Below are 19,452 nucleotides of genomic sequence, written 5' to 3' on the forward strand. Positions count from 1 at the left end.
AGTCCCCATGAGACTGCTGCGCACCCTTGCGCCCTTCGCCCTGGCCATGATGGCCACGGCCGTGCACGCTGAACCGACCGTCAGCATCTACAACTGGACCGACTACATCGCTCCGGACACCCTCGCCGGCTTCCAGAAGACCACCGGGATCAAGCCGGTCTACGACGTCTTTGATTCCAACGAGACCCTGGAAGGCAAGCTGCTGGCGGGCCGCTCCGGCTACGACGTGGTGGTGCCGTCCAACCACTTCCTGACCCGCCAGGTGCAGGCCGGCGTGTTCCTTGAGCTCGACCGCAGCAAACTGCCGAACTGGAAGCACCTGGACCCGACGCTGCTCAAGCTGCTGGAACAGAACGACCCGGGCAACAAGCACTCGGTGCCCTACCTGTGGGGCACCAACGGCATCGGCTACAACGTCGCCAAGGTCAAGCAGGTGCTGGGCGTCGACAAGATCGATTCGTGGTCGGTGCTGTTCGAGCCGGAGAACATCAAGAAGCTCAGCGCGTGCGGCGTGGCCTTCATGGACTCGCCCGACGAGATGATCCCCTCGGTACTCAACTACCTGGGCCTCGACCCCAACAGCACCAACCCGGCGGACTATCCCAAGGCCGAGGCCAAGCTGGTGGCGGTGCGCCCGTACGTCACCTACTTCCACTCCTCGAAGTACATCTCGGACCTGGCCAACGGCAACATCTGCGTGGCCTTCGGCTACTCCGGCGACGTATTCCAGGCGGCCGCGCGCGCCAAGGAAGCCAAGAACGGCATCGAGATCGCCTACAGCATTCCCAAGGAAGGCGCGAACCTGTGGTTCGACCTGATGGCGATCCCCTCGGATGCAGGCCATCCGGAACAGGCCCTGGCGTTCATCAACTACGTCCTCGATCCGAAGGTGATCGCCGGCATCAGCGAGTACGTCGGCTACCCCAGCGCCAACGCTGACGCCAAGACCTTGCTGCCTGAAGAGATGCAGAACAACCCCGAGGTCTACCCGAGCCAGGCCGTGCTCGACAAGCTGTACATCGCCAAGGCGCCGCCGCCCAAGATCATGCGCCTGATGACCCGCAGCTGGAGCAAGATCAAGTTCAACCAATGAGTCGAGAAACTTCCATGAAGCACACCGAGGAGCACGCCGCGTCCTATTACGCCGCGACCGCCCGCGACCGTCAGCAGTACCCTTCCCTCACCGGGGATGTGCGGGCGGACGTCTGCGTGATCGGCGGCGGCTTCACTGGCGTGAACGCAGCCCTGGAGCTGGCCCGCCATGGCCACTCCGTGGTGCTGCTGGAAGCCCGGCGCATCGGTTGGGGTGCCAGCGGGCGCAACGGCGGGCAACTGATCCGTGGCATCGGTCACGACGTCAGCGGTTTCGCCAAGTACGTCGGCGAGGAAGGCGTGCAGTACCTTGAACAGGCGGGTGTCGACTCGGTGGCCCTGGTCGCCGAGCGCATCCAGGAACTGGGCATCGAGTGCGACCTCCGCTGGGGCTTCTGCGAGCTGGCCAATACCCCGGCGCAATACGCCGCCATGGTCCGCGAGCAGGAGTCGCTGAGCGCGTCGGACTACCCGCACGAGACCCGCCTGGTGCCGCCGGAGTGCATGCGCGAAGTGGTCGCCAGCGACTGCTACGCCGGCGGGCACATCGACATGGGCTCGGGTCACCTGCACCCGCTCGACCTGGTGAAGGGCGAGGCCCGTGCGGCCAAGGCCTTCGGCGCGCAGCTCTTCGAACAGAGCCCGGTACTGCGCATCGAGCACGGCAGCACCGCTGTCGTGCACTGTGCGCAGGGTCGGGTGCTGGCGAAGACCCTGGTACTGGGCTGCAACGCCCACCTGGAGGAGCTGGAACCCAAGCTCACCGGCAAGGTGCTGCCCGCCGGCAGCTACGTGGTGGCGACCGAGCCCCTGTCCGAGGAGCTGGCAGCGCAACTGATCCCGCAGAACATGGCGCTGTGTGACCAGAAGGTGGGGTTGGACTACTACCGCCTGACGGCCGATCGTCGCCTGCTGTTCGGCGGCGCCTGCCACTACTCCGGGCGCGACCCGGCAGACATCGGCGCCTACATGCGGCCGAAGGTACTCAAGGTGTTCCCGCAGCTGGAACAGGTGAAGCTCGACTACCAGTGGGGCGGCATGATCGGCATCACCGCCAATCGCTTCCCGCAGGTCGGACGGCTCAAGTCCCATCCCAATGTGTACTTCGCCCAGGGCTATTCCGGCCACGGGCTGAACGTCACGCACTGGTCGGCCAAGCTGCTCGCCGAGGCCATCCATCAGGGCGAGAGCAAGGGGCTGGACCTGTTCAGCGCCGTGCCTCACCTGACCTTCCCCGGCGGCAAGCTGCTGCGCTCGCCACTGCTGGCGCTGGGAATGGCGTGGTATCGGGTGCGCGAACTGATTGGCTGATGGATCTGGCGCCCTCGGGTTCGCGAGCAAGCTCGCTCCTACGAAAAGCGCTCCGGCGTCAAGCTTTTTGGAGCGAGCTTGCTCGCGAACTAGCCTCAGCATCGGCGTTGCCCCGGTGGCCAATCGCGGGCTACGTCCGCTCCTACAGGCCGGCGCCACCTTCGTAGGAGCGGATCTTATCCGCGATGTTCTTTTCGCCAGAGCGGCAAATCCCTCAGCAGCAACCGATCCGCCCTACCCTCCGATTCGAGGCATCCGCTTTCGCTGAAGCACGCTTGTCCGCGAAATGCCTGCATCCCCTTCGATGGATGCCTGTCATGTCTTACCTGGCGCTCCCCTTCCCTCATTCAGGCCATAAGGCCTTGCGCAAAGGCCGCATATCAATGCCCGGCGGGGTGTATCTGATTACCGCGACTACGTACCACCGAACGCCCCTGTTCAGCGACTTTTCTGCCGCGTGCGCTGCCTCGGCGGCCTTCCATCAGCACGCCGTCCTGGGTCAGAACAAGCTGTTGGCCTGGGTACTGATGCCGGACCACGTCCACTTGCTGCTCCAGCTGGGCACGAATGAAGAACTGAGCAAATCCGTTGGGCGAATGAAAGCCGTCAGCGCACGCGAGGTTCGGCGCGTCACCCGCAGCCAAGGCACAATCTGGGCGCCCGCCTTTCATGATCATGCATTGCGCCACGAGGACGACCTTCTCGCAGTAGCTCGTTACATAGTGGCCAATCCACTACGGGCGGGTCTGACGAAATCGATTCGGGAGTATTCGTACTGGGGCGCCGTGTGGATTTAGGATTTCGCGGACAAGGTCCGCTCCTACAGACCAGCCCTGCCCATCGAACGTGAAATCTCACCGCGCAGAATCAATAGTGAGCGCAACGTGCGCCGGCATCAGGCCCGGCCACCCTGCTTCGCCGTGGTCTTCGGATACTCGCCGAACAGCGCGAAATACGACTGGGAAAACCGCCCCAGGTGCCAGAACGACCACTTCATCGCTACCTCGGCCACAGTCATGCCGGACTCGGCGGCGGCCAGCAGGTCGCGCCGCGCCGCATTCAGGCGGCGGTTGCGAAGCCAGACGATCGGTGGCATGCCGGCGTAATGCAGGAACGACTGCTGCAGAGTGCGCGGTGAAACGCCCGCCTTGGCCGCAAGGTCGGCCATGCCGAACTGCTCGTCGGGGCAGTCGTTCACCACTTCCTTGACCCGCTGTACCACACGCTTGGCCTGGACGATGGAACGCGCGCGGCGCTCGCCATCCAGGGGCGCTTCGCAGAGCAGCGAGAAACAATGGGAAACGATGCTCTGCGCCACACCCGGTGCATCCATCGGGTCGTCGCCGGTCGATGCACCGGTGAGCAGGTTGCTCAGGGAAGTCGCCACCGACTGGCAGTGGCCCGAGCGCAGCGGCGTCAGCACCAGGTCGGCGAAGGCGTCGGCCGGCTGGCCCCAGTTCGCCGATTCCTTGATCACCACCGCCACCTCGCGGTAGTTCTCCGGCGTGACCCAGGCGTTGCGGGTTTCCCCATCGAGCAGGTAGAGGGCGTTGTCGGACATGTCGAAGCTGAACACCAACGCGCCGGGCGGGGCGTGGAATTCCTGCTCCACGCGCAGGTTCATCTGCTCCTCGTAGAGCTCGATCCCCTCGACCTCGGCATGCAGGATGCGCCCGGAGAATCGTCCGGCAGACATCTGCGTGTACTGCTGTTCCCAACCAGGAATGGCTATGCGCTGCTGATCTATTTCTTGTGCTTCGACAACCCGAATCGCCATACCCAGCCCTGCTGGTTTTTTCAGATGCGAAAGGCTAACAACCGGCACGACGCCCGTGCAAGATCTCGAACAGTAAAGGCGAGCAGTAATTACTCGCTCAGACGAGAAATCCGCCGGCCGGAGCGGGCGATCAGCCCGGTCGCCCGCGCACGCAGCTGGCCGCAGCCGCCGTCGACATCCTGCCCGGCGCTGTTGCGCACCTTGGTCAGCACGCCGCGGCTGTGCAGGTAGCGGACGATTTCGCCGATGCGCTCGCTGTCCGGGCGCTGGTACTGGTCGCCTTCCAGCGCGTTGAAGGGGATCAGGTTGAGCACGCCGAACCTGCCCTTGAGCAGCCGCAGGATGCCGTCGAGCTCTTCCTGGCTGTCGTTGACGTCCTTGAGCAGCGTCCACTGGTACTGGATCGGGTAATCCGTGGCGCGGGCGTAGGCCTCGCCCTGCTCCACCAGTTCCTCCGGCGTCAGCTTCGGCGCGCGGGGCAGCAGGTGCTCGCGCAGCTCGGCATTGCTGGTGTGCAGCGAAAGCGCCAGGGCCGGCTTGATCCGCTGCTGCGGTAGGCGCTCGAACACGCGCGGGTCGCCCACGGTGGAGAACACCAGGTTCTTGTGGCCGATGCCGCCGTCGGTGCCGAGGCGGTCGATGGCTTCGAGCACGTTGTCGAGGTTGTGCGCCGGCTCGCCCATGCCCATGAACACCACCTTCTTCACCGGCCGCACGCGCCGCGCCAGCACCAGCTGGGCGACGATCTCGGTGGTGGACAGTTGCCGCAACAGGCCGCTCTTGCCGGTCATGCAGAAGCGGCAGCCCACGGCGCAACCGACCTGGGTGGACACGCACACGCCACCGCGCGGCAACAGCACGCTTTCCACCATCTGCCCGTCGGCCAGGCGCACCAGCAGGCGCTCGGAGTTGTCACCGCCGGGATGACGGGAATGAACGGACGCCAGGGCATCCAGCTCGGCGGCGATCTGTGCCACGCCATTGCGCACACTCAGCGGCAGGAAGTCCTCGGTGGCCTGCCGCTTGGTGCCGGCATCCAGTGGCTTGCCTTGCAGCCAGGCACGCAGCATCCGCCCGCGGTGCAGGGGCAGCGCGCCAAGGTCGGCGAGGCGTTGTTCGAGGTCGGAGATTCGCATGGGGCGCGAATCCTACCACCGCCCCGCGCCGGGGCGTAGCGCAGTCGGTCGTGGGCGCTGAAAACACCGCCGCAGAGCCGTCGCTGCGTCAAACCTACGCACTGCGCTTTGAGATTTGTCTTATTCAGCCACCGTTCGTCGCCGCCCTACAGTGCCGCCGCCCTGCCCTGCATCCGGGAGCGGGGTCTTTGCATACAAGGAGTAAGCATGAAGAAGTTCCTGAGCGCCGCCGCGCTGGTTTCCGTCGCCGTCCTGGCCAGCGGTTGCAGCAGCTACAACATCAGCCAGCCGATCGCCCCGGTGGCCGGCGCCGTGAAGACCGACCTGAAGGCCGACGTCGCCGTTGGCGGCCCGATCAGCGGGCAGTCGCAGGTCAACATCCTGTTTGGTTTCATCAAGTTCGGTGGTGACAGCCAGTTCGCCGACGGCGTGACCTATGGCGCCGAAAGTGGCTCGGGCATGAGCCTGGCGGCCTTCGACCCGGTGTCCAGCGCCAAGGCCGCCGCCGCCTTCAAGGCAGTGAAAAGCTCCGGCTCCGACCTGATCGTCGCGCCGCGTTACGAAGTGACCGTACAGGACTACGTCATCTTCAAGAAGGTGGACGTCAAGGTCACCGGCAACAAGGGCAACATCAACAACATCCGTTGATGCTCGCCGGGCGGGGCGCAATGCCCCGCCTTCGGCTGGAGCGAACGCAGCGACGATGCTAGGGTCTGCCCATTGCATTGCCAGGAAGTCGTCATGCACCGGAACGCCCCACTCGCCCTCGCCGTCCTCCCTCTTCTCATCGCCAGCTTCGCCCAGGCAGCCCCGCCGGATTTCGACGCCAAGGTAAACAAGCTCGCCCAGCAGGTCATGCGCGAACAGAACATCGCCGGCCTCGCCATCGGCGTGACCGACCACGGCGAACAACGCTTCTACAACTTCGGCGTGGCCTCGAAGGAGAGCAAGCAGCCGGTGAGCAGCGACACGCTGTTCGAGATCGGCTCGGTGAGCAAGACCTTCACCGCCACCCTGGCCGGCTTCGCCCAGGCCGCCGGCAAGCTCAAGCTCGCAGACAGCCCCACGCGCTACCTGAAGGAACTGCGCGGCAGCGCCCTGGACAAGGTGACGCTGCTCCAGCTCGCCACCCACGTCACCGGTGGCTTCCCGCTGCAACTGCCCGAGGACGTGAAGACACCCCAGCAGCTCACCGACTACTACAGGACCTGGCAGCCGCAGTATCCCGCCAATACCCAGCGCACCTATGCCAACCCCAGCATCGGCCTGCTCGGCATCGCCACCGCGCACGCCCTCGACGTGCCGTTCAAGACCGCGATGCAGCGCAACATCTTCGCGCCGCTGGGTCTTAGCAACACCCACATCGACGTACCGGTGACCCGCCAGGGCATCTACGCCCGGGGCTACGACAAGGACGATGCCCCCGTGCGGGTCAACCCCGACCAGATCGCCGACGAGGCCTACGGCGTGAAGTCCAGCAGCCGCGACCTATTGCGCTTCGTGCAGATCCAACTGGGCGAGGTGAAGCTTGGCGACAAGCTGCGCTCGGCTGTGGACGCCACGCGCACCGGCTACTACCAGGTCGGGCCGATGACCCAGGACCTGGCCTGGGAGCAGTACGCCTACCCGCCCAAGCTCGCCGAACTTCAGCAATACAACGGCCCTTCGATGGTGCTGGAGAGCCAGCCGGTGACGGCACTGCGCAAACCGTTGCCACCGCAGCAGGACGTCTGGGTGAACAAGACCGGCGCCACCGGTGGTTTCGGCGCCTACGTCGCCTTCATCCCGTCGAAGCAGCGCGGCATCGTCATCCTCGCCAACCGCAACTACCCCAACGAAGTGCGGGTGAAGCTGGCCTGGGACATTCTCTCGAAGCTGAACTGACTCAGGCCTTTGCCTGGGCCTTGAGGAAGAGTGCGAACAACTCCGGCTGCGACTTGATATTGAGCTTGGCGTAGATGTGCCGGCGATGAACTTTCACCGTCTCGGCCGAGATATCCAGCTTGTTCGCCACTTCCTTGTTGGAGCAGCCGCTGAGTATCAGACGGATCACGTCCAGTTCGCGGGCAGTCAGCGGTGTGCCGAGACGTTCCATGGCCTGCTCCAGGTCGCCCTGCCAACGCTGCGGCTGACGCGTCGGCGCCTCGCTCACCGCGGCCTCGAAGAACAGCCGCTGGCGCATCAGGCCGGCCACCCAGGGACGGGCCAGCTCCAGCAGCGCCAGGTGCTCCGGGGTGAAGCGACTCAGGCTGCCGAGTGAAAGGCAGAGGGTGCGCGTCTCATCGATCGGCACGTTGTAGTGCACCTCGTCCTCCTTCACGTTCTGGTTGAAGTACAGGCGGTAGTACTCCGTCTGGGTGAAGCGTTCGGGCGCCACCTCGGCGAGGCGGAACAAGCCGCTCACCGGCTTCTCGCGGTTGGCGATGTAGAACGGATCGAGCAGGTACAGGCCCTGGATGTAATCGTGGAACAGCGGGTCGGGTGACTCGCCCTCGTAGGGGCTCTCGGCAAACGAATAGGGCCGGCCATCGCTGAACATCACCGCCACCCAGGAGTCCACCGGCACATAGTCGCCCAGCACGCGCACCAGCGAACGCCAGAAACCGGGGCAGTCCAGTTCCTCGATCAACTGCCCTATCGCGCGGTGCCAGGCCATGTCCGCAAGGCTCAGGTTCATGCTCGTACCCCCTGAGGTTAACTATTCGGCGTGATAGGAAATTCCTAGGCGAAACGCATACTTGCATTGCCTTCGGGAGCTTGTCACTGGCCCGTGGGGCCCATACGAACAACAACAAGGTCCAGACATGAAACTCGAACTGGTACAGCTCGCGGCGCGTGACGGCGACACCGGGCATAACCTGCAGCGCATCCTCAAGGCCATCGCCACCTGTGCGCCCGATACCGACCTGGTGGTCTTCCACGAGGCACAGATCACCGGCTTCCTCGAGGCCGACAACATCGCCAGCAATGCCGAGCCACTGGATGGCCCGAGTGTGCGTGCGATCCAGCAAGCCGCCCGCGACTGCGAAGTCGCCGTGGTGGTCGGACTGATCGAGAACGATGCCGGGCGCTTCTACAACACCACGCTGTTCATCGCCCCCGAAGGCATCCAGGCGAGCTACCGCAAGACTCATCTGTGGGTTGGCGAACCCGGCCTGGTCGAGCCCGGCGACCGCTATGTGAGCTTCCAATGGCGTGGCGTACGCATGGGCCTGCTGATCTGCTACGACACCGAGTTCCCGGAAACCGCCCGCGCGGTAGCGGAACTGGGCACCGAGCTGTTGCTGGTCACCGACGGCAACATGGAGCCTTACGGCCACGTGCACCGCACCTCCATCGCCGCCCGCGCCCAGGAGAACCAGTTCTTCGCCGTGGTGGTGAACCGCGTCGGCGACGGCAGTGATGATCTGGTCTTCGCGGGCGGCAGCGCCGCCGTCGACCCGTTCGGCCACACCCTGTTCGAGGCCGGCCGCGGCGAATGCCGGCACAGCGTGGTACTGGACCTCAGCCAGATCGCCGCTGCCCGGGCACTTTACGACTATCACCGGGAAAAGCGCTTCCAGCTGCCCGGGCAGCGCATCGAGCACGCCGATGGCCGGCGCGAGCTGTTGATTCCCTGAGCCGTCCGCGGCCCTTTTACGGATGCAACCTGCCGATAACAATCACAACGAAAACCGCCGGCGCTCCTTGCGAACGCCGGCCAGGAGCGCCCCATGAAAGCCCCCTTCCTCCTTGCACCCTTGCTGGCACTTGCCAGTCTGTTCGGCGCCGCCTCGGCCGCCGAAACCCCCACCGTTCACCTGTACAACTGGTACGACTTCATCGCCCCCGAAACGCCCAAGGCCTTTCAACAGGAAACCGGAATCAACCCGGTGCTGGATGTGTTCGACAACGCCGAGGTGATGCAGAGCAAGCTGATGGCCGGCCGCACCGGCTACGACGTGGTGGTGATCAGCGGCGATGTGCTGCCCAACCTGATCAAGGCTGGCGTGCTGCAGGAGCTGGACCGCTCGAAACTGCCGAATTGGCCACACCTGGACCCGGAGGTGCTCGCCACCCTGCAACGCAACGATCCCGGCAATCGCTACGGCGCGCCGTACATGTGGGGCACCACCGGCATAGGCTACGACGTCGACAAGCTCCACCAGCTGTTCGGCGATAACCCGCCAGTGAACACCTGGGACCTGATCTTCAAGGAAGAGAACATCGCCAAGCTCAGCCAGTGCGGCGTGGCCATGCTCGACGCGCCGGGGGAGATCATTCCCATCGCCCTGCACTACCTCGGCCTGCCCAGCAACAGCCAGAACCCCGACGACTACCGCAAGGCCGAGGAACTGCTGCTGAAGATCCGCCCCTACGTGCGCTACTTCGACTCATCGAAATTCATCACCGACCTGGCCAACGGCAACACTTGCGTGGTGGTCGGCTGGGAAGGCGGCGTGTTCGACGCGCGCCTGACCGCCGAGCGCGCCGGCAACGGCCGCCGGATCGCCTACAGCATCCCCCGCGAAGGCGCACCGGTCTGGGTGGAGAATTTCGTGCTGCTCAAGGACGCGCCACACCCCGAGCAAGGTCTGGCTTTCATCGACTACATGCTGCGCCCGGAGGTGGTGGCCAAGAGTTCGGACTACGTCGGCTACCCCAATGCCAACCGCGACGCTACCGCCCTGGTGGACAAGAAGTTGCGCGATGACCCGGGCGCCTACCCCTCCAAGGAAGTGATGGCCACCCTGTTCCCGGTCGAACCACTGCCGCTGAAGGCCGAGCGCATTCGCACCCGTGTCTGGAGCAAGGTGAAGACCGGGACCTGAGCCGCTCCATCAGCGCCAGCAATATTCGTTATCAAAACGCCGGTAATGATCCCTGGCGGCGGAACCTGTAGCGTGCTCAGCTGACGCATTCCGCCACCAGAGGATCAGTGCCTTGCCCCGCCTCCCACTGCAACGCGCGCCCATCGGCGACTACGACCATTCGCCGCAATCGCGCGGCGGCCGATTCCATAACCTCAAGCCGCGCTCTCCCGACATGCCCGAGCCCAGCGCGAAAGTGCTGTGGAACGTACTCTTCAACAAGCCGAAGAACACCGTGCCGCGCGCTCCGGTGCCCGTGCGTGCGCTGACACCGGACGAACTGGACACCGCCCCGGACCGCAGTCTGTATCGCCTCGGGCACTCCACCCTGCTGCTCAAGCTGCGCGGCGGCTGGTGGCTGACCGATCCGGTGTTTTCCGAACGCGCCTCGCCCTTCAGCTTTGCCGGGCCCAAGCGCTTCCACGCACCACCGATTGCCCTGCAGGACCTGCCGCCAATCCGCGGCGTGATCCTCTCCCACGACCACTACGACCACCTCGATCGCGCGACCATCGCCGTGCTCGCCGCGCGCGCGGAGGTCTTCCTCACTCCGCTGGGCGTAGGTGACCGCCTGCTGGACTGGGGCGTGCCGGCGGAGAAGATCCGCCAGCTGGACTGGTGGCAGAGCACCACGGTGGACGGCCTGTGCCTCACCGCTACTCCGGCTCAGCATTTCTCCGGCCGTGGTGTACGCGACGGCAACCGTACCCTGTGGTGCTCCTGGGTGATCGAGGATGACAGCCTGCGCATCTTCTTCAGCGGCGACACCGGCTACTTCGACGGCTTCGCCGAGATCGGCCGGCGCTTCGGCCACTTCGACCTGACGCTGATGGAAACCGGCGCCTACAACGAACACTGGCCCTACGTGCACATGCACCCGCAACAGACCGTGCAGGCGCATCAGGACCTCAACGGCCGCTGGCTGCTGCCGATCCACAACGGCACCTTCGACCTGGCGATGCATGCCTGGTACGAACCCTTCGAGCGCGTGCTGGAGATCGCCGGCGAGCGTGGGCTCACCGTCACCACGCCAATGATGGGCGAGCGCATCGACATCGAGGCGCCCCATCAAGGTGAACGCTGGTGGCGCGGTGTGGTGGCCGAGGAAGCCCGTACGCCGGCACCACGCTGCGGCTGCCGCACTGCCCGTGAGAGCTGAGTCCCAGCTTTTGTAGGATGACGTGGAGCGCGGCGATACCTATTGGCGCATTGCACCAACCGCATGGGTATCGCTGCGCTCCACCCATCCTACGATCTGCGCGCGGGGTAAAGCCTGCAGTTGTAGGAGCGAGCTTGCTCGCGAACAGCCTTGGCAGCGGAGCTCAGCCAGTTCGCGAGCAAGGACCAGGCGTCCCCCTCGGTCCTACGAAAAACCAGCGGCGCTCGTATATTCAGTCGCTGGCCAGCTCGAACAGCTGCCAGCGCACCGAGCTGACACCCTTCTCCAGGCTGATGCGGCTGACCATGCGTTCCAGCTGGCCGGCGGCGCCGTGGCCGCCGAGCAACTCGGCGCGCACTTCGAGTTTCGCCGGGTTGGCCTGGTCCTCGCTGTGCAGCGATTGCAGACGCAGCTCGCTGCTGTCCAGGCTGTGCAACATCAGGCTGCGCACCTGGATTTCGTCCTCGGCACGGCAGACGATGGCAACGCCATAACGCTGCTCCGCCTCGTTGGCCGGCAGCACATCCTGATGGTTGATGCGCTGGGCGATGTCACGCAGCAGGATGTTGGCGCAAAGCACCACCACGCTGCCCAGCGCCGCCTCCAGCAACAGCCCCATGCTGCACAGCACACCGATGGCAGCGGTGCACCAGAGCGTGGCGGCGGTGTTCAGGCCGCGCACGTTCAGGCCATCACGCATGATCACGCCACCGCCCAGGAAGCCGATTCCAGACACTACGTAGGCAGCGATGCGCGGCGCATCCGCGGACAGCCCCGGCATGGCCTGGGTCATCAGCACGAAAAGGCAGGCCCCGGTGCTGACCAGCGCATTGGTGCGCAGGCCGGTGAGACGCTGGCGCAGTTGGCGTTCGGCGCCGATCAGGGCGCCGAGGATGAGTGCCGCGGCGACCCGCAGCAGGAAGATTTTCCAATCCATGTTCCACCTCGTTCGCGGCGCAGGGCCGCTCCATGCGCCGGGCGATGCCGGCGCGCATTCGGGGGATGGATTGCGAGAGTGCGAAGGGCCAGGCTGGCCCCGCAGGGGAATGGTGAGACGTCATCCCTTGGTGGGATGCGTATCGCCACTGTCCGCAACGCAGCGAGACAGTGGCAGGGCTCTGCCGGACGGCTCGCTGTTCAGACCTGTCGCAATCGACCAGGGCAAGTGTCCAAGGCAGGACTCCTCTGTGATTCAAAAAAAGCGACCGGACCCGGTGTGAGCACTGCCCGGGACAGCTCCGGCCGCGAGTCGTCATCATCCCCGAGCTGCCTTAAGGTTTCCTTAGCGCCCCTCAGGAGGCGCCTTCGCGCCAGCGCGCCGGGGTGGTTCCGACCCGCGCCTTGAACAGACGGACGAAGAAACTGACGTTCTCGTAACCGACCCCGGTGGCGATCTCGCGCACCGACAGCTGGGTAGCCAGCAGCAGCTTCTTCGCCTTGTCGATGCGTACCTGCTGCAGATAGAGATTCGGCGGCAACTTCGTCGCCTCGCTGAAGCGGCGCTTGAAGGTCCGCTGGCTGACGCCGGCCTGGCGCGCCATGCGCTCGATGGTCAGGGGCTCGGCGTGGTGACTCTCGATCCAGTCCTGTACCCGCAATACCGTGTCGTCGCAATGGTTGCGATGGCCCGGCAGGATCGGGCCAAGGCGGTGCGGATCGGCCACCAGCAGGTGGGTGGCGCAGAGCTGGGCGAAGCGGTCACCGCGGTCGCGCGCGAGAATGTCCAGCAAGGCGTCGAAGCAGCCATTGAGCGAGCCGGTGCTGTAAAGCCCACCCTCCTGCAGGAAGGACTCCCGCGCCACGAAGCGGCACGCCGGGTAGCGCTTGCCCAGCTGCCGGACGAAGGCCCAGTGCGTGGCCAGCAGTCCGCCGTCCAGGCGCCCACTGGCTGCCAGCCAGGCGGCCCCCGTGGTCAACGCCAGCACCCGCGTGCCGGCGTCGATGTGCTGGCCCAACCATTCCAGCACTCGCGCATCCGCTTCGAAGCCGGCCAGGCGCGGTCCCTCGATGGCCGGCAGGACGATCAGAGAAGCCGCCCTGACGTCCTCCAGCGCAGCGTCCGGTGTAATGACGTGGCCGCCTGCTGCGGACACTGGCGCGCCATCGACCGACACCACCCGCACCGTGAAGGACGGTTGCATCCCCAGGTGCTTCTCCAGCAAAGCCGCAATGCGGAAGAAATCTGCGGCCGAGAACAGCCCCATCGCCCAACAGCCGTCGTAGGCCAGTATCGCTATCTGTTCCAAACTCCCTCCTGGCCCGATCGGACTATGCATGAGCCCATCTGAACATCGCCTCGGTCACCTGCCGGGAATACTATGACCGAACCCACAGCGAGTCAGTACAGGAGCGTGTCATGTCGTTGCCCGTCACCACCCGGGAACACTGGATCAGCAGCGAAAAGGGCCAACTGTTCGCCCAGGACTGGACGCCCGCCGAAACCGTCGGCGAGCCGATCCTGCTGCTGCATGACTCGCTGGGCTGCGTGACCTTGTGGCGCGATTTCCCGCAGCAGCTCGCGCGCACTACTGGCCGCCAGGTCATCGCCTACGATCGCCTCGGTTTCGGCCGTTCCGATCGCTATCCCGGCGCCCTGCCCCTGGACTTCATCGACGACGAGGCGCGCCGCTTCTTCCCCCTGCTGCAACAGCACTTCGGCTTCGAACGCTGTGTGGTCTTCGGCCACAGCGTCGGCGGCGCCATGGCCGTGGCCTGCCTGGCGCAGCATCCGCAAGCGGGCGTGGCGCTGGTCACCGAGTCGGCCCAGGCCTTCGTCGAGCACCAGACCCGCGACGGCATCCGCGCCGCCGAGGTGGAGTTCGCCCGCGATGGCCAGCTGGAGCGCCTGCAGAAGTACCACGGCGACAAGGCCTTCTGGGTGCTGCGTGCCTGGGTCGACACCTGGCTGTCCGATGACTTCAGCGACTGGAATCTGGACGCCGAGTTGACCCAGGTGAAGTGCCCGATCCTCAGCCTGCATGGCGAGCAGGACGAGTACGGCTCGGCCGCGCACCCGGAACGCTTTACCTCGGTCCCCGGCGTACCGACGATGCTCAGGCTGCTGCCCGACTGCGGCCACGTTCCGCACCGCGAACAACAGCCGGCGGTACTCCAGGCGGTGAGCGAGTTCCTGCAGCGTTATCTGCCCTAGGCCCCGTCACTGGCGGGGTACGGCAGCTACCGTCTGGCTGGAAAGTTGAATCTAGTTCCGCGCGGCACAGTCACAACGACCAGGCGCCGTCGCCTCGCTTCGTCCATACAGAGCAAGGCGGCCTCAAGGGCGTCGTTGCGCAGGCGCCGCAAGGAGCCAGCACAGCGACAAGACTGATTTGCTGCGCAGGTAGGTCCGATCATGTGCCGCCTTCTTCCAACACTGCTGCTCACCCTGTGGGCGGCCTTTTCTTTCGCCGCCGACATCGGCAGCTCCACCGACGAGAAAGCCCAGGCCGCCGTGAGCAAGGGTGAAGTGCTGGAACAGCAGGTCGCCCACCCCGCCACGGCAGTCACCACCGCAGCGCCCATTACCAAAGCTGAAGTGAAGGCCGTCGACCCGGTCGGCAAAGCGCCGCTGGACGACGCTGTTGTCTGCCTGTCACGGACCATCTATTGGGAAGCCAAGGGCGGCGGCAAGGCGGACATGGAGGCCGTCGCCAATGTCGTGCTCAACCGCATGGGCCACGGCGGCTTCCCCGACACGGTGTGCGGGGTGGTCAAGCAGGGCCAGGAGCAGAAGCATTGCCAGTTTTCCTGGTGGTGCGACGGCCGCTCCGACCAGGTGGAAGAAAAGAACCGCTACGACATCGCCAAGGAAATCGCCCGCAAGGCGCTGAACCAGCAACTCGGCGACCGCACCCGCGGCGCCATGTACTTCCATGACCGCCATGTATCACCAAGCTGGGCCAAGGAGTACATCCGCACGGCGGAGACTGACGAGTTCGTCTTCTACAAGCCGCGCGGCGGTGATGCGCGCTAGAGCGCCTTCAGTTGGCGGCGCTGGAGCCGTCACGCTGGGCGTCCATCCAGCGCACCAGGGCTTCGCCGAACTCCGGCGGTGCCTTGCGCCCGACACGGCGCGCGAGGTCGAGCACCGTGTGCTGGGCCAGGGCCTCTTCCATGCGCTTCTGCGCGGTCAGCATGACCGCGTGGATCGAGCAGGTGCCGCAGGTCGCCCATTCCGGCGGCGAGCCTTCGAACACGGCGCAACGGCCTCGGATGTCGCGGCATTCGAAGATCTGTTTGTCGCCATCGATGGCCTTGACGATATCCAGCACGGTGATTTCGTCCGCCGGCCGCGCCAGACGGAACCCACCGCGCACGCCTTCGGTGGCCGCCACCAGCCCGGCCTTGGCCAGCTTGGTGAAGACCTTGGCGAGCAGCTCCTGGGGCACGCCCTGCAACTCCGCCAGCGCACGCACGCTGGAGTCCCGGTTGTCACCCTTCTCGTCTGTCAGAAAGAGCAGGCAGTGAATGCCGTACTCCACCCCCGCACTGTACAAAGCCATCATAAACTCCGACTAGATTAGTCGTATTATTCTCCGGCCATGCCGGGTATTCGGCAAGCACTTAAGCACGCATCCTGACGAGCTGTCATCTATGGTGCGGGCATTTCTGCGCTTTCCCAAGCTCCTCGCATAAACAGAAGCAGCACCACTTCTACGAACTCAGCCGTGACGAACGGTCGGAGTTTGAGGCAAAAATCGGTTGCACCACTTAACTGCGACAAATATAGTCGTAGTTATCCGAGACGAGCCGGGAAGCGAACCGCTCCGATATCAGGCACTCGGGAACCCAACAACCTGGATTCATCCTTTTCGTCGGAGAGCACCATGAAACAACGCATCCTGATCGTCGGCACCGGTTTCGCAGGCATGTGGAGCGCCCTGAGCGCCACGCGCATGCTCGACCTGCACCAGCGCGACGACGTCGAAGTCGCGGTCCTCGCCCCCCAGGCCGAACTGCGCATCCGCCCGCGCTTCTACGAGCCGAACGTGCACCAGATGGCCGCTCCGCTGGGCGACCTGTTCGGCGCCGTGGGCGTGACCTTCATCCAGGGCAGCGCCGAGCAGATCGATGTCGATGGCCGCCAACTGGACTACCGCAACGCCAGCGGTGAGATCGCCACCCTGGGCTTCGACCGTCTGATCCTCGCCAGCGGCAGCAAAGTCGCTCGCCCCGCCCTGCCGGGCATCGAGCACGCCTTCGACGTGGATGAGATCGACCAGGCCGTGCGCCTTGAAACGCATATACGCGCTCTGCACCAGTTGCCGGAGTCCGAAGCGCGCAACACGGTGATCGTCGCTGGCGGCGGTTTCACCGGCATCGAAACCGCCGCTGAAATGCCCGCGCGACTGCGGGAAGTACTGGGCGCGGACGCCAAGGTCCGGGTCATCGTGGTCGATCGCGGCGCCGAGATTGGCGGCGCACTGGGCGTCACCTCGCAGTCCGTGGTGGCCGAAGCCTCCGCCGAGCTGGGCGTGGAATGGCGCCTGAAGGCCTCGGTGGAATCCATCGACGAGAACGGTGTGACCCTCTCCAGCGGCGAGCGCATCGACGCAAAGACCGTGATCTGGACCGCCGGCGTGCGTGCCAGCTCGCTGACCGAACAGGTCGCCGGCGAACGCGACCGCCAGGGCCGCCTGCACGTGGACCGTAATCTCCAGGTCATCGGTCAGGACGCAGTGTTCGCCACCGGCGACACCGCTTACGCCGCCACCGACGAGGTCGGCAACTACGCGCTGATGACCTGCCAGCACGCCATCGCCCTGGGCCGCTCTGCCGGCAACAACGCCGCCGCCGACCTGCTGGGCGTAGCACCCATCCCCTACAGCCAGCCCAAGTACGTGACCTGTCTGGACCTGGGCGCCTGGGGTGCGCTGTTCACCGAAGGCTGGGACCGCCAGGTGCGTTTCCAGCGTGAGGAAGGCAAGAAGATCAAGACCGAGATCAACACCGTGTGGATCTACCCGCCAGCCGCCGATCGCGCCACCGCGCTGGCAGCCGCCGACCCGATGATCCCGGTCGTGGCCTGATGCGTTGAGCCAAGCCCCGGATGGCACGCGCCTTCCGGGGCTTTTTCATGCCTGCTGTACGGCTTCCACCGTAGAAGCCGGCCCTCTGCCACGCGGCAGGCAGAGCGACTCGACCATCTGCACCAGCGTATCGATCACCTCCTCGCGCCCCAGTAGTGGCTGCGCCTCGCTCAGGTAGCGTGCAGTGGTGTACTGAACGGAGTTGATCACCACGAAAAGTACTGCCGGCAAGTTGTCGATGCGATAGTCGTCGAAGTGGCGCATCAGGTACTGCCGGCACACCTCCATCATCTGCTGCTCCAGGGACTGGAACACCGGCGCGGAATTCAGCCGGTGCCAGTGCCGCAGCAGCTCGCGCTGCGCCGCGTCGCCCTCCACCTGCTCGAAGATGCCCTCCAGAACCCCACGGGTAACGCTGCCGATGTCCGCCCCCAGCAACGGCGTGACGCGTTCGTGCACCACCTTCATCAGCGTGCCGGCACGCTGCATCAGCAGGGCCTCGACGATCATTTCCTTGTTGGCGAAGTACTGATAAAGCGAGCCGACGCTCACTCCGGCACGGCGCGCCACGTGGTTGGTGGTCAGTGCATCGAGACCGTGCTCGCCGATAACCAGCGCCGCGGCCTCGACCAGCACAGCCACCATCTCGCTGGCGCGCTGCTGCCTGGGTTGCTTCCTCATACCTCTCCCCTGTTGCGAGCCGGATGCGAGTTGAATGCGAGCAAATACTCGCAATAGCGTAATTCGAGGCATCCGCCCGGCAACCCATCCAAGGTATGAATCGATGAGCGCAACTGCCCTGCCCACCCGCCACGGCGCCGACCTGTCCCGTGCCCGCCGCACCGCTGCGCCGATCAAACGCTTCCTCAAGGCCCCCTGCGAGCCGGATGCCGCGACCTGGCAGACCATCGGCGAGTTGCTCATGGTCGGCGACGCCCCCATGGATGCGCTGGTGGCGTGGATGTTCGACATCGGGCTCGGCAGCGGCATGCGCCTGTACGAACAGGCCCTGAACCAGGGCATTACAGCCATCCGCGACGCGCCTCCGGCGTTGACGGACTTCTTCGCAAGGGTCGACACAGCGCCCGACTGGGTCGATCCACAACGCCTCGATGAAGGCGCCCGCGCCTGCGGACTCTCCGGGCTCACCGGGATGCGCGTACTGCGTGACCTGGGCCTGCTGGCCGGCTACCAGGCCTCCGGCATCAACCGCACCCTGGTGCTCACCGGCGCGCTGGAGAAAGGTCCGCAGCAGCGCGTCGCCGAAACCACCAAATGGTGGATCGACTGCACCCGTCCCGGCGGCATGGTCCGCGGCGCAGCGGGCTATCGCAGCACGCTGCACGTACGTCTGGTGCATGCACTGGTGCGACGGCGGGTATCACGGCTGGAGGCCTGGGATTTCACCCACTACGGCCTACCGGTCAACCAGGGCGACATGCACGCGACCTACCTGGCCTTCTCGGCCATCTTCCTGATCGGCCAGCGCATGCTGGGTGTGGTCCTGAGCCGTGGCGACCGCGAAGCGATCATCCACCTCTGGCGCTACATCGCCTGGCTGATGGGCGTCGAGGAACGCTGGCTGTGCGCCAGCGAGAACGAGGCCATCCGCGCGCTCTACCACAACCTGCTGTCCCAGGCGCCGCCGGACGACAGCAGTCGCATCCTCGGCTCGGCGCTGGTGGACGAGCCGCTGCAGCGCCACTATGCCAACTTCGCCTGGCTGCGTGGCCGGCTGAACCGGGCCATCCACCTGAGCATCGCCGGCACCTTCATCGACGCCCACGGCCGGCGCGCCCTCGGCCTGCCGGCCGGCAGCCTGCCCTGGTACCCGCTGCTGACCGCGCCGCCGCGCTTCCTCTTCCACTGCCTGCTGCGCGCGTGTCCCGGCGGCCGCGACTGGCTCATGAGGCACGGCCTGCAAAGCCAGGAAAACTACCTGCGCACGCTGTTCGGCGGCGCCGATCCAAGGCTGATCGCGCCCACACACCTGAAAACCGAAGACGTCCGACCCTGAAACTCCCGGTTCCGCGACCCGATGAAAAAAACCGCACTCGCAGCGCCCTTGCGCGATCCATTGACGGGAGAGCCTTCGAGG

19 protein-coding genes are annotated in these 19,452 nt (G+C 65.4%); 12 read left to right on the forward strand and 7 right to left on the reverse strand.

The window, feature by feature from the left end; genetic code table 11:
- Positions 1–7 precede the first annotated feature (7 nt).
- The 3 genes from FAS41_RS07305 (at position 8) to FAS41_RS07315 (ending at position 3,200) form a co-directional block, all read left to right on the forward strand.
- On the forward strand, positions 8–1,093 hold the full coding sequence (locus tag FAS41_RS07305; RefSeq protein WP_138520939.1) for a polyamine ABC transporter substrate-binding protein: 1,086 nt from the start codon (positions 8–10) through the stop codon (positions 1,091–1,093).
- Between the two features lie 14 nt (positions 1,094–1,107).
- Positions 1,108–2,403 (forward strand): NAD(P)/FAD-dependent oxidoreductase, encoded by a 1,296-nt coding sequence (locus tag FAS41_RS07310; RefSeq protein ID WP_138520940.1) that lies wholly within the window; start codon positions 1,108–1,110, stop codon positions 2,401–2,403.
- A 317-nt stretch (positions 2,404–2,720) separates the two neighbouring features.
- Complete coding sequence (locus FAS41_RS07315) at positions 2,721–3,200, forward strand: REP-associated tyrosine transposase (protein WP_138520941.1); 480 nt, start codon at positions 2,721–2,723, stop codon at positions 3,198–3,200.
- Between the two features lie 98 nt (positions 3,201–3,298).
- Here the strand turns inward: FAS41_RS07315 and FAS41_RS07320 are convergent, their stop codons facing one another.
- Positions 3,299–4,099: a helix-turn-helix domain-containing protein gene (locus FAS41_RS07320; protein ID WP_246084828.1), complete on the reverse strand. Its 801-nt coding sequence runs from the start codon at positions 4,097–4,099 to the stop codon at positions 3,299–3,301.
- A 170-nt stretch (positions 4,100–4,269) separates the two neighbouring features.
- The gene (locus FAS41_RS07325) at positions 4,270–5,316 is read right to left on the reverse strand and encodes an RNA methyltransferase (RefSeq protein WP_138520943.1); all 1,047 of its coding nucleotides are present in this window, start codon (positions 5,314–5,316) and stop codon (positions 4,270–4,272) included.
- Between the two features lie 207 nt (positions 5,317–5,523).
- Here FAS41_RS07325 and FAS41_RS07330 point away from each other — a divergent pair, with 207 nt between their 5' ends.
- Both FAS41_RS07330 and ampC read left to right on the forward strand, forming a co-directional pair.
- Complete coding sequence (locus tag FAS41_RS07330; RefSeq protein ID WP_138520944.1) at positions 5,524–5,964, forward strand: hypothetical protein; 441 nt, start codon at positions 5,524–5,526, stop codon at positions 5,962–5,964.
- Positions 5,965–6,057: 93 nt separating this feature from the next.
- The gene (gene ampC / locus FAS41_RS07335; protein WP_138520945.1) at positions 6,058–7,200 is read left to right on the forward strand and encodes a class C beta-lactamase; all 1,143 of its coding nucleotides are present in this window, start codon (positions 6,058–6,060) and stop codon (positions 7,198–7,200) included.
- Position 7,201: 1 nt separating this feature from the next.
- Here the strand turns inward: ampC and FAS41_RS07340 are convergent, their stop codons facing one another.
- A complete protein-coding gene (locus FAS41_RS07340; RefSeq protein WP_138520946.1) occupies positions 7,202–7,993 on the reverse strand; it encodes a LuxR C-terminal-related transcriptional regulator in 792 nt (263 codons plus the stop codon).
- Positions 7,994–8,120: 127 nt separating this feature from the next.
- Between FAS41_RS07340 and FAS41_RS07345 the strand changes: the two genes are divergently transcribed.
- The 3 genes from FAS41_RS07345 (at position 8,121) to FAS41_RS07355 (ending at position 11,325) form a co-directional block, all read left to right on the forward strand.
- Positions 8,121–8,936, forward strand: a complete 816-nt coding sequence (locus tag FAS41_RS07345) for a carbon-nitrogen hydrolase family protein (protein ID WP_138520947.1) — start codon at positions 8,121–8,123, stop codon at positions 8,934–8,936.
- Between the two features lie 93 nt (positions 8,937–9,029).
- Entirely contained in the window at positions 9,030–10,127 is a 1,098-nt protein-coding gene (locus FAS41_RS07350) for a polyamine ABC transporter substrate-binding protein (protein ID WP_138520948.1), read from the forward strand.
- A gap of 112 nt (positions 10,128–10,239) precedes the next feature.
- Positions 10,240–11,325 (forward strand): MBL fold metallo-hydrolase, encoded by a 1,086-nt coding sequence (locus FAS41_RS07355; RefSeq protein ID WP_138520949.1) that lies wholly within the window; start codon positions 10,240–10,242, stop codon positions 11,323–11,325.
- Between the two features lie 232 nt (positions 11,326–11,557).
- Here FAS41_RS07355 and FAS41_RS07360 read toward each other — a convergent pair whose 3' ends face one another.
- Complete coding sequence (locus FAS41_RS07360; RefSeq protein ID WP_138520950.1) at positions 11,558–12,262, reverse strand: MgtC/SapB family protein; 705 nt, start codon at positions 12,260–12,262, stop codon at positions 11,558–11,560.
- 355 nt (positions 12,263–12,617) lie between these two features.
- Complete coding sequence (locus FAS41_RS07365) at positions 12,618–13,571, reverse strand: GlxA family transcriptional regulator (RefSeq protein ID WP_138520951.1); 954 nt, start codon at positions 13,569–13,571, stop codon at positions 12,618–12,620.
- Positions 13,572–13,681: 110 nt separating this feature from the next.
- On the opposite strand from FAS41_RS07365, the gene FAS41_RS07370 reads away from it, so the two are divergent.
- On the forward strand, positions 13,682–14,476 hold the full coding sequence (locus FAS41_RS07370; protein ID WP_138520952.1) for an alpha/beta fold hydrolase: 795 nt from the start codon (positions 13,682–13,684) through the stop codon (positions 14,474–14,476).
- A 201-nt stretch (positions 14,477–14,677) separates the two neighbouring features.
- A complete protein-coding gene (locus tag FAS41_RS07375) occupies positions 14,678–15,298 on the forward strand; it encodes a cell wall hydrolase (RefSeq protein WP_138520953.1) in 621 nt (206 codons plus the stop codon).
- A gap of 7 nt (positions 15,299–15,305) precedes the next feature.
- Here FAS41_RS07375 and FAS41_RS07380 read toward each other — a convergent pair whose 3' ends face one another.
- A complete protein-coding gene (locus tag FAS41_RS07380; protein WP_138520954.1) occupies positions 15,306–15,827 on the reverse strand; it encodes an RrF2 family transcriptional regulator in 522 nt (173 codons plus the stop codon).
- A 324-nt stretch (positions 15,828–16,151) separates the two neighbouring features.
- Here FAS41_RS07380 and FAS41_RS07385 point away from each other — a divergent pair, with 324 nt between their 5' ends.
- Entirely contained in the window at positions 16,152–17,354 is a 1,203-nt protein-coding gene (locus tag FAS41_RS07385) for an NAD(P)/FAD-dependent oxidoreductase (RefSeq protein WP_138520955.1), read from the forward strand.
- A 45-nt stretch (positions 17,355–17,399) separates the two neighbouring features.
- Here the strand turns inward: FAS41_RS07385 and FAS41_RS07390 are convergent, their stop codons facing one another.
- A complete protein-coding gene (locus tag FAS41_RS07390) occupies positions 17,400–18,035 on the reverse strand; it encodes a TetR/AcrR family transcriptional regulator (protein WP_171049457.1) in 636 nt (211 codons plus the stop codon).
- Positions 18,036–18,138: 103 nt separating this feature from the next.
- Between FAS41_RS07390 and FAS41_RS07395 the strand changes: the two genes are divergently transcribed.
- Positions 18,139–19,371 (forward strand): oxygenase MpaB family protein, encoded by a 1,233-nt coding sequence (locus tag FAS41_RS07395; RefSeq protein WP_138520957.1) that lies wholly within the window; start codon positions 18,139–18,141, stop codon positions 19,369–19,371.
- Positions 19,372–19,452: the final 81 nt, after the last annotated feature.

The organism is Pseudomonas nicosulfuronedens, assembly GCF_005877905.1.
Taxonomy (GTDB): domain Bacteria; phylum Pseudomonadota; class Gammaproteobacteria; order Pseudomonadales; family Pseudomonadaceae; genus Pseudomonas; species Pseudomonas nicosulfuronedens.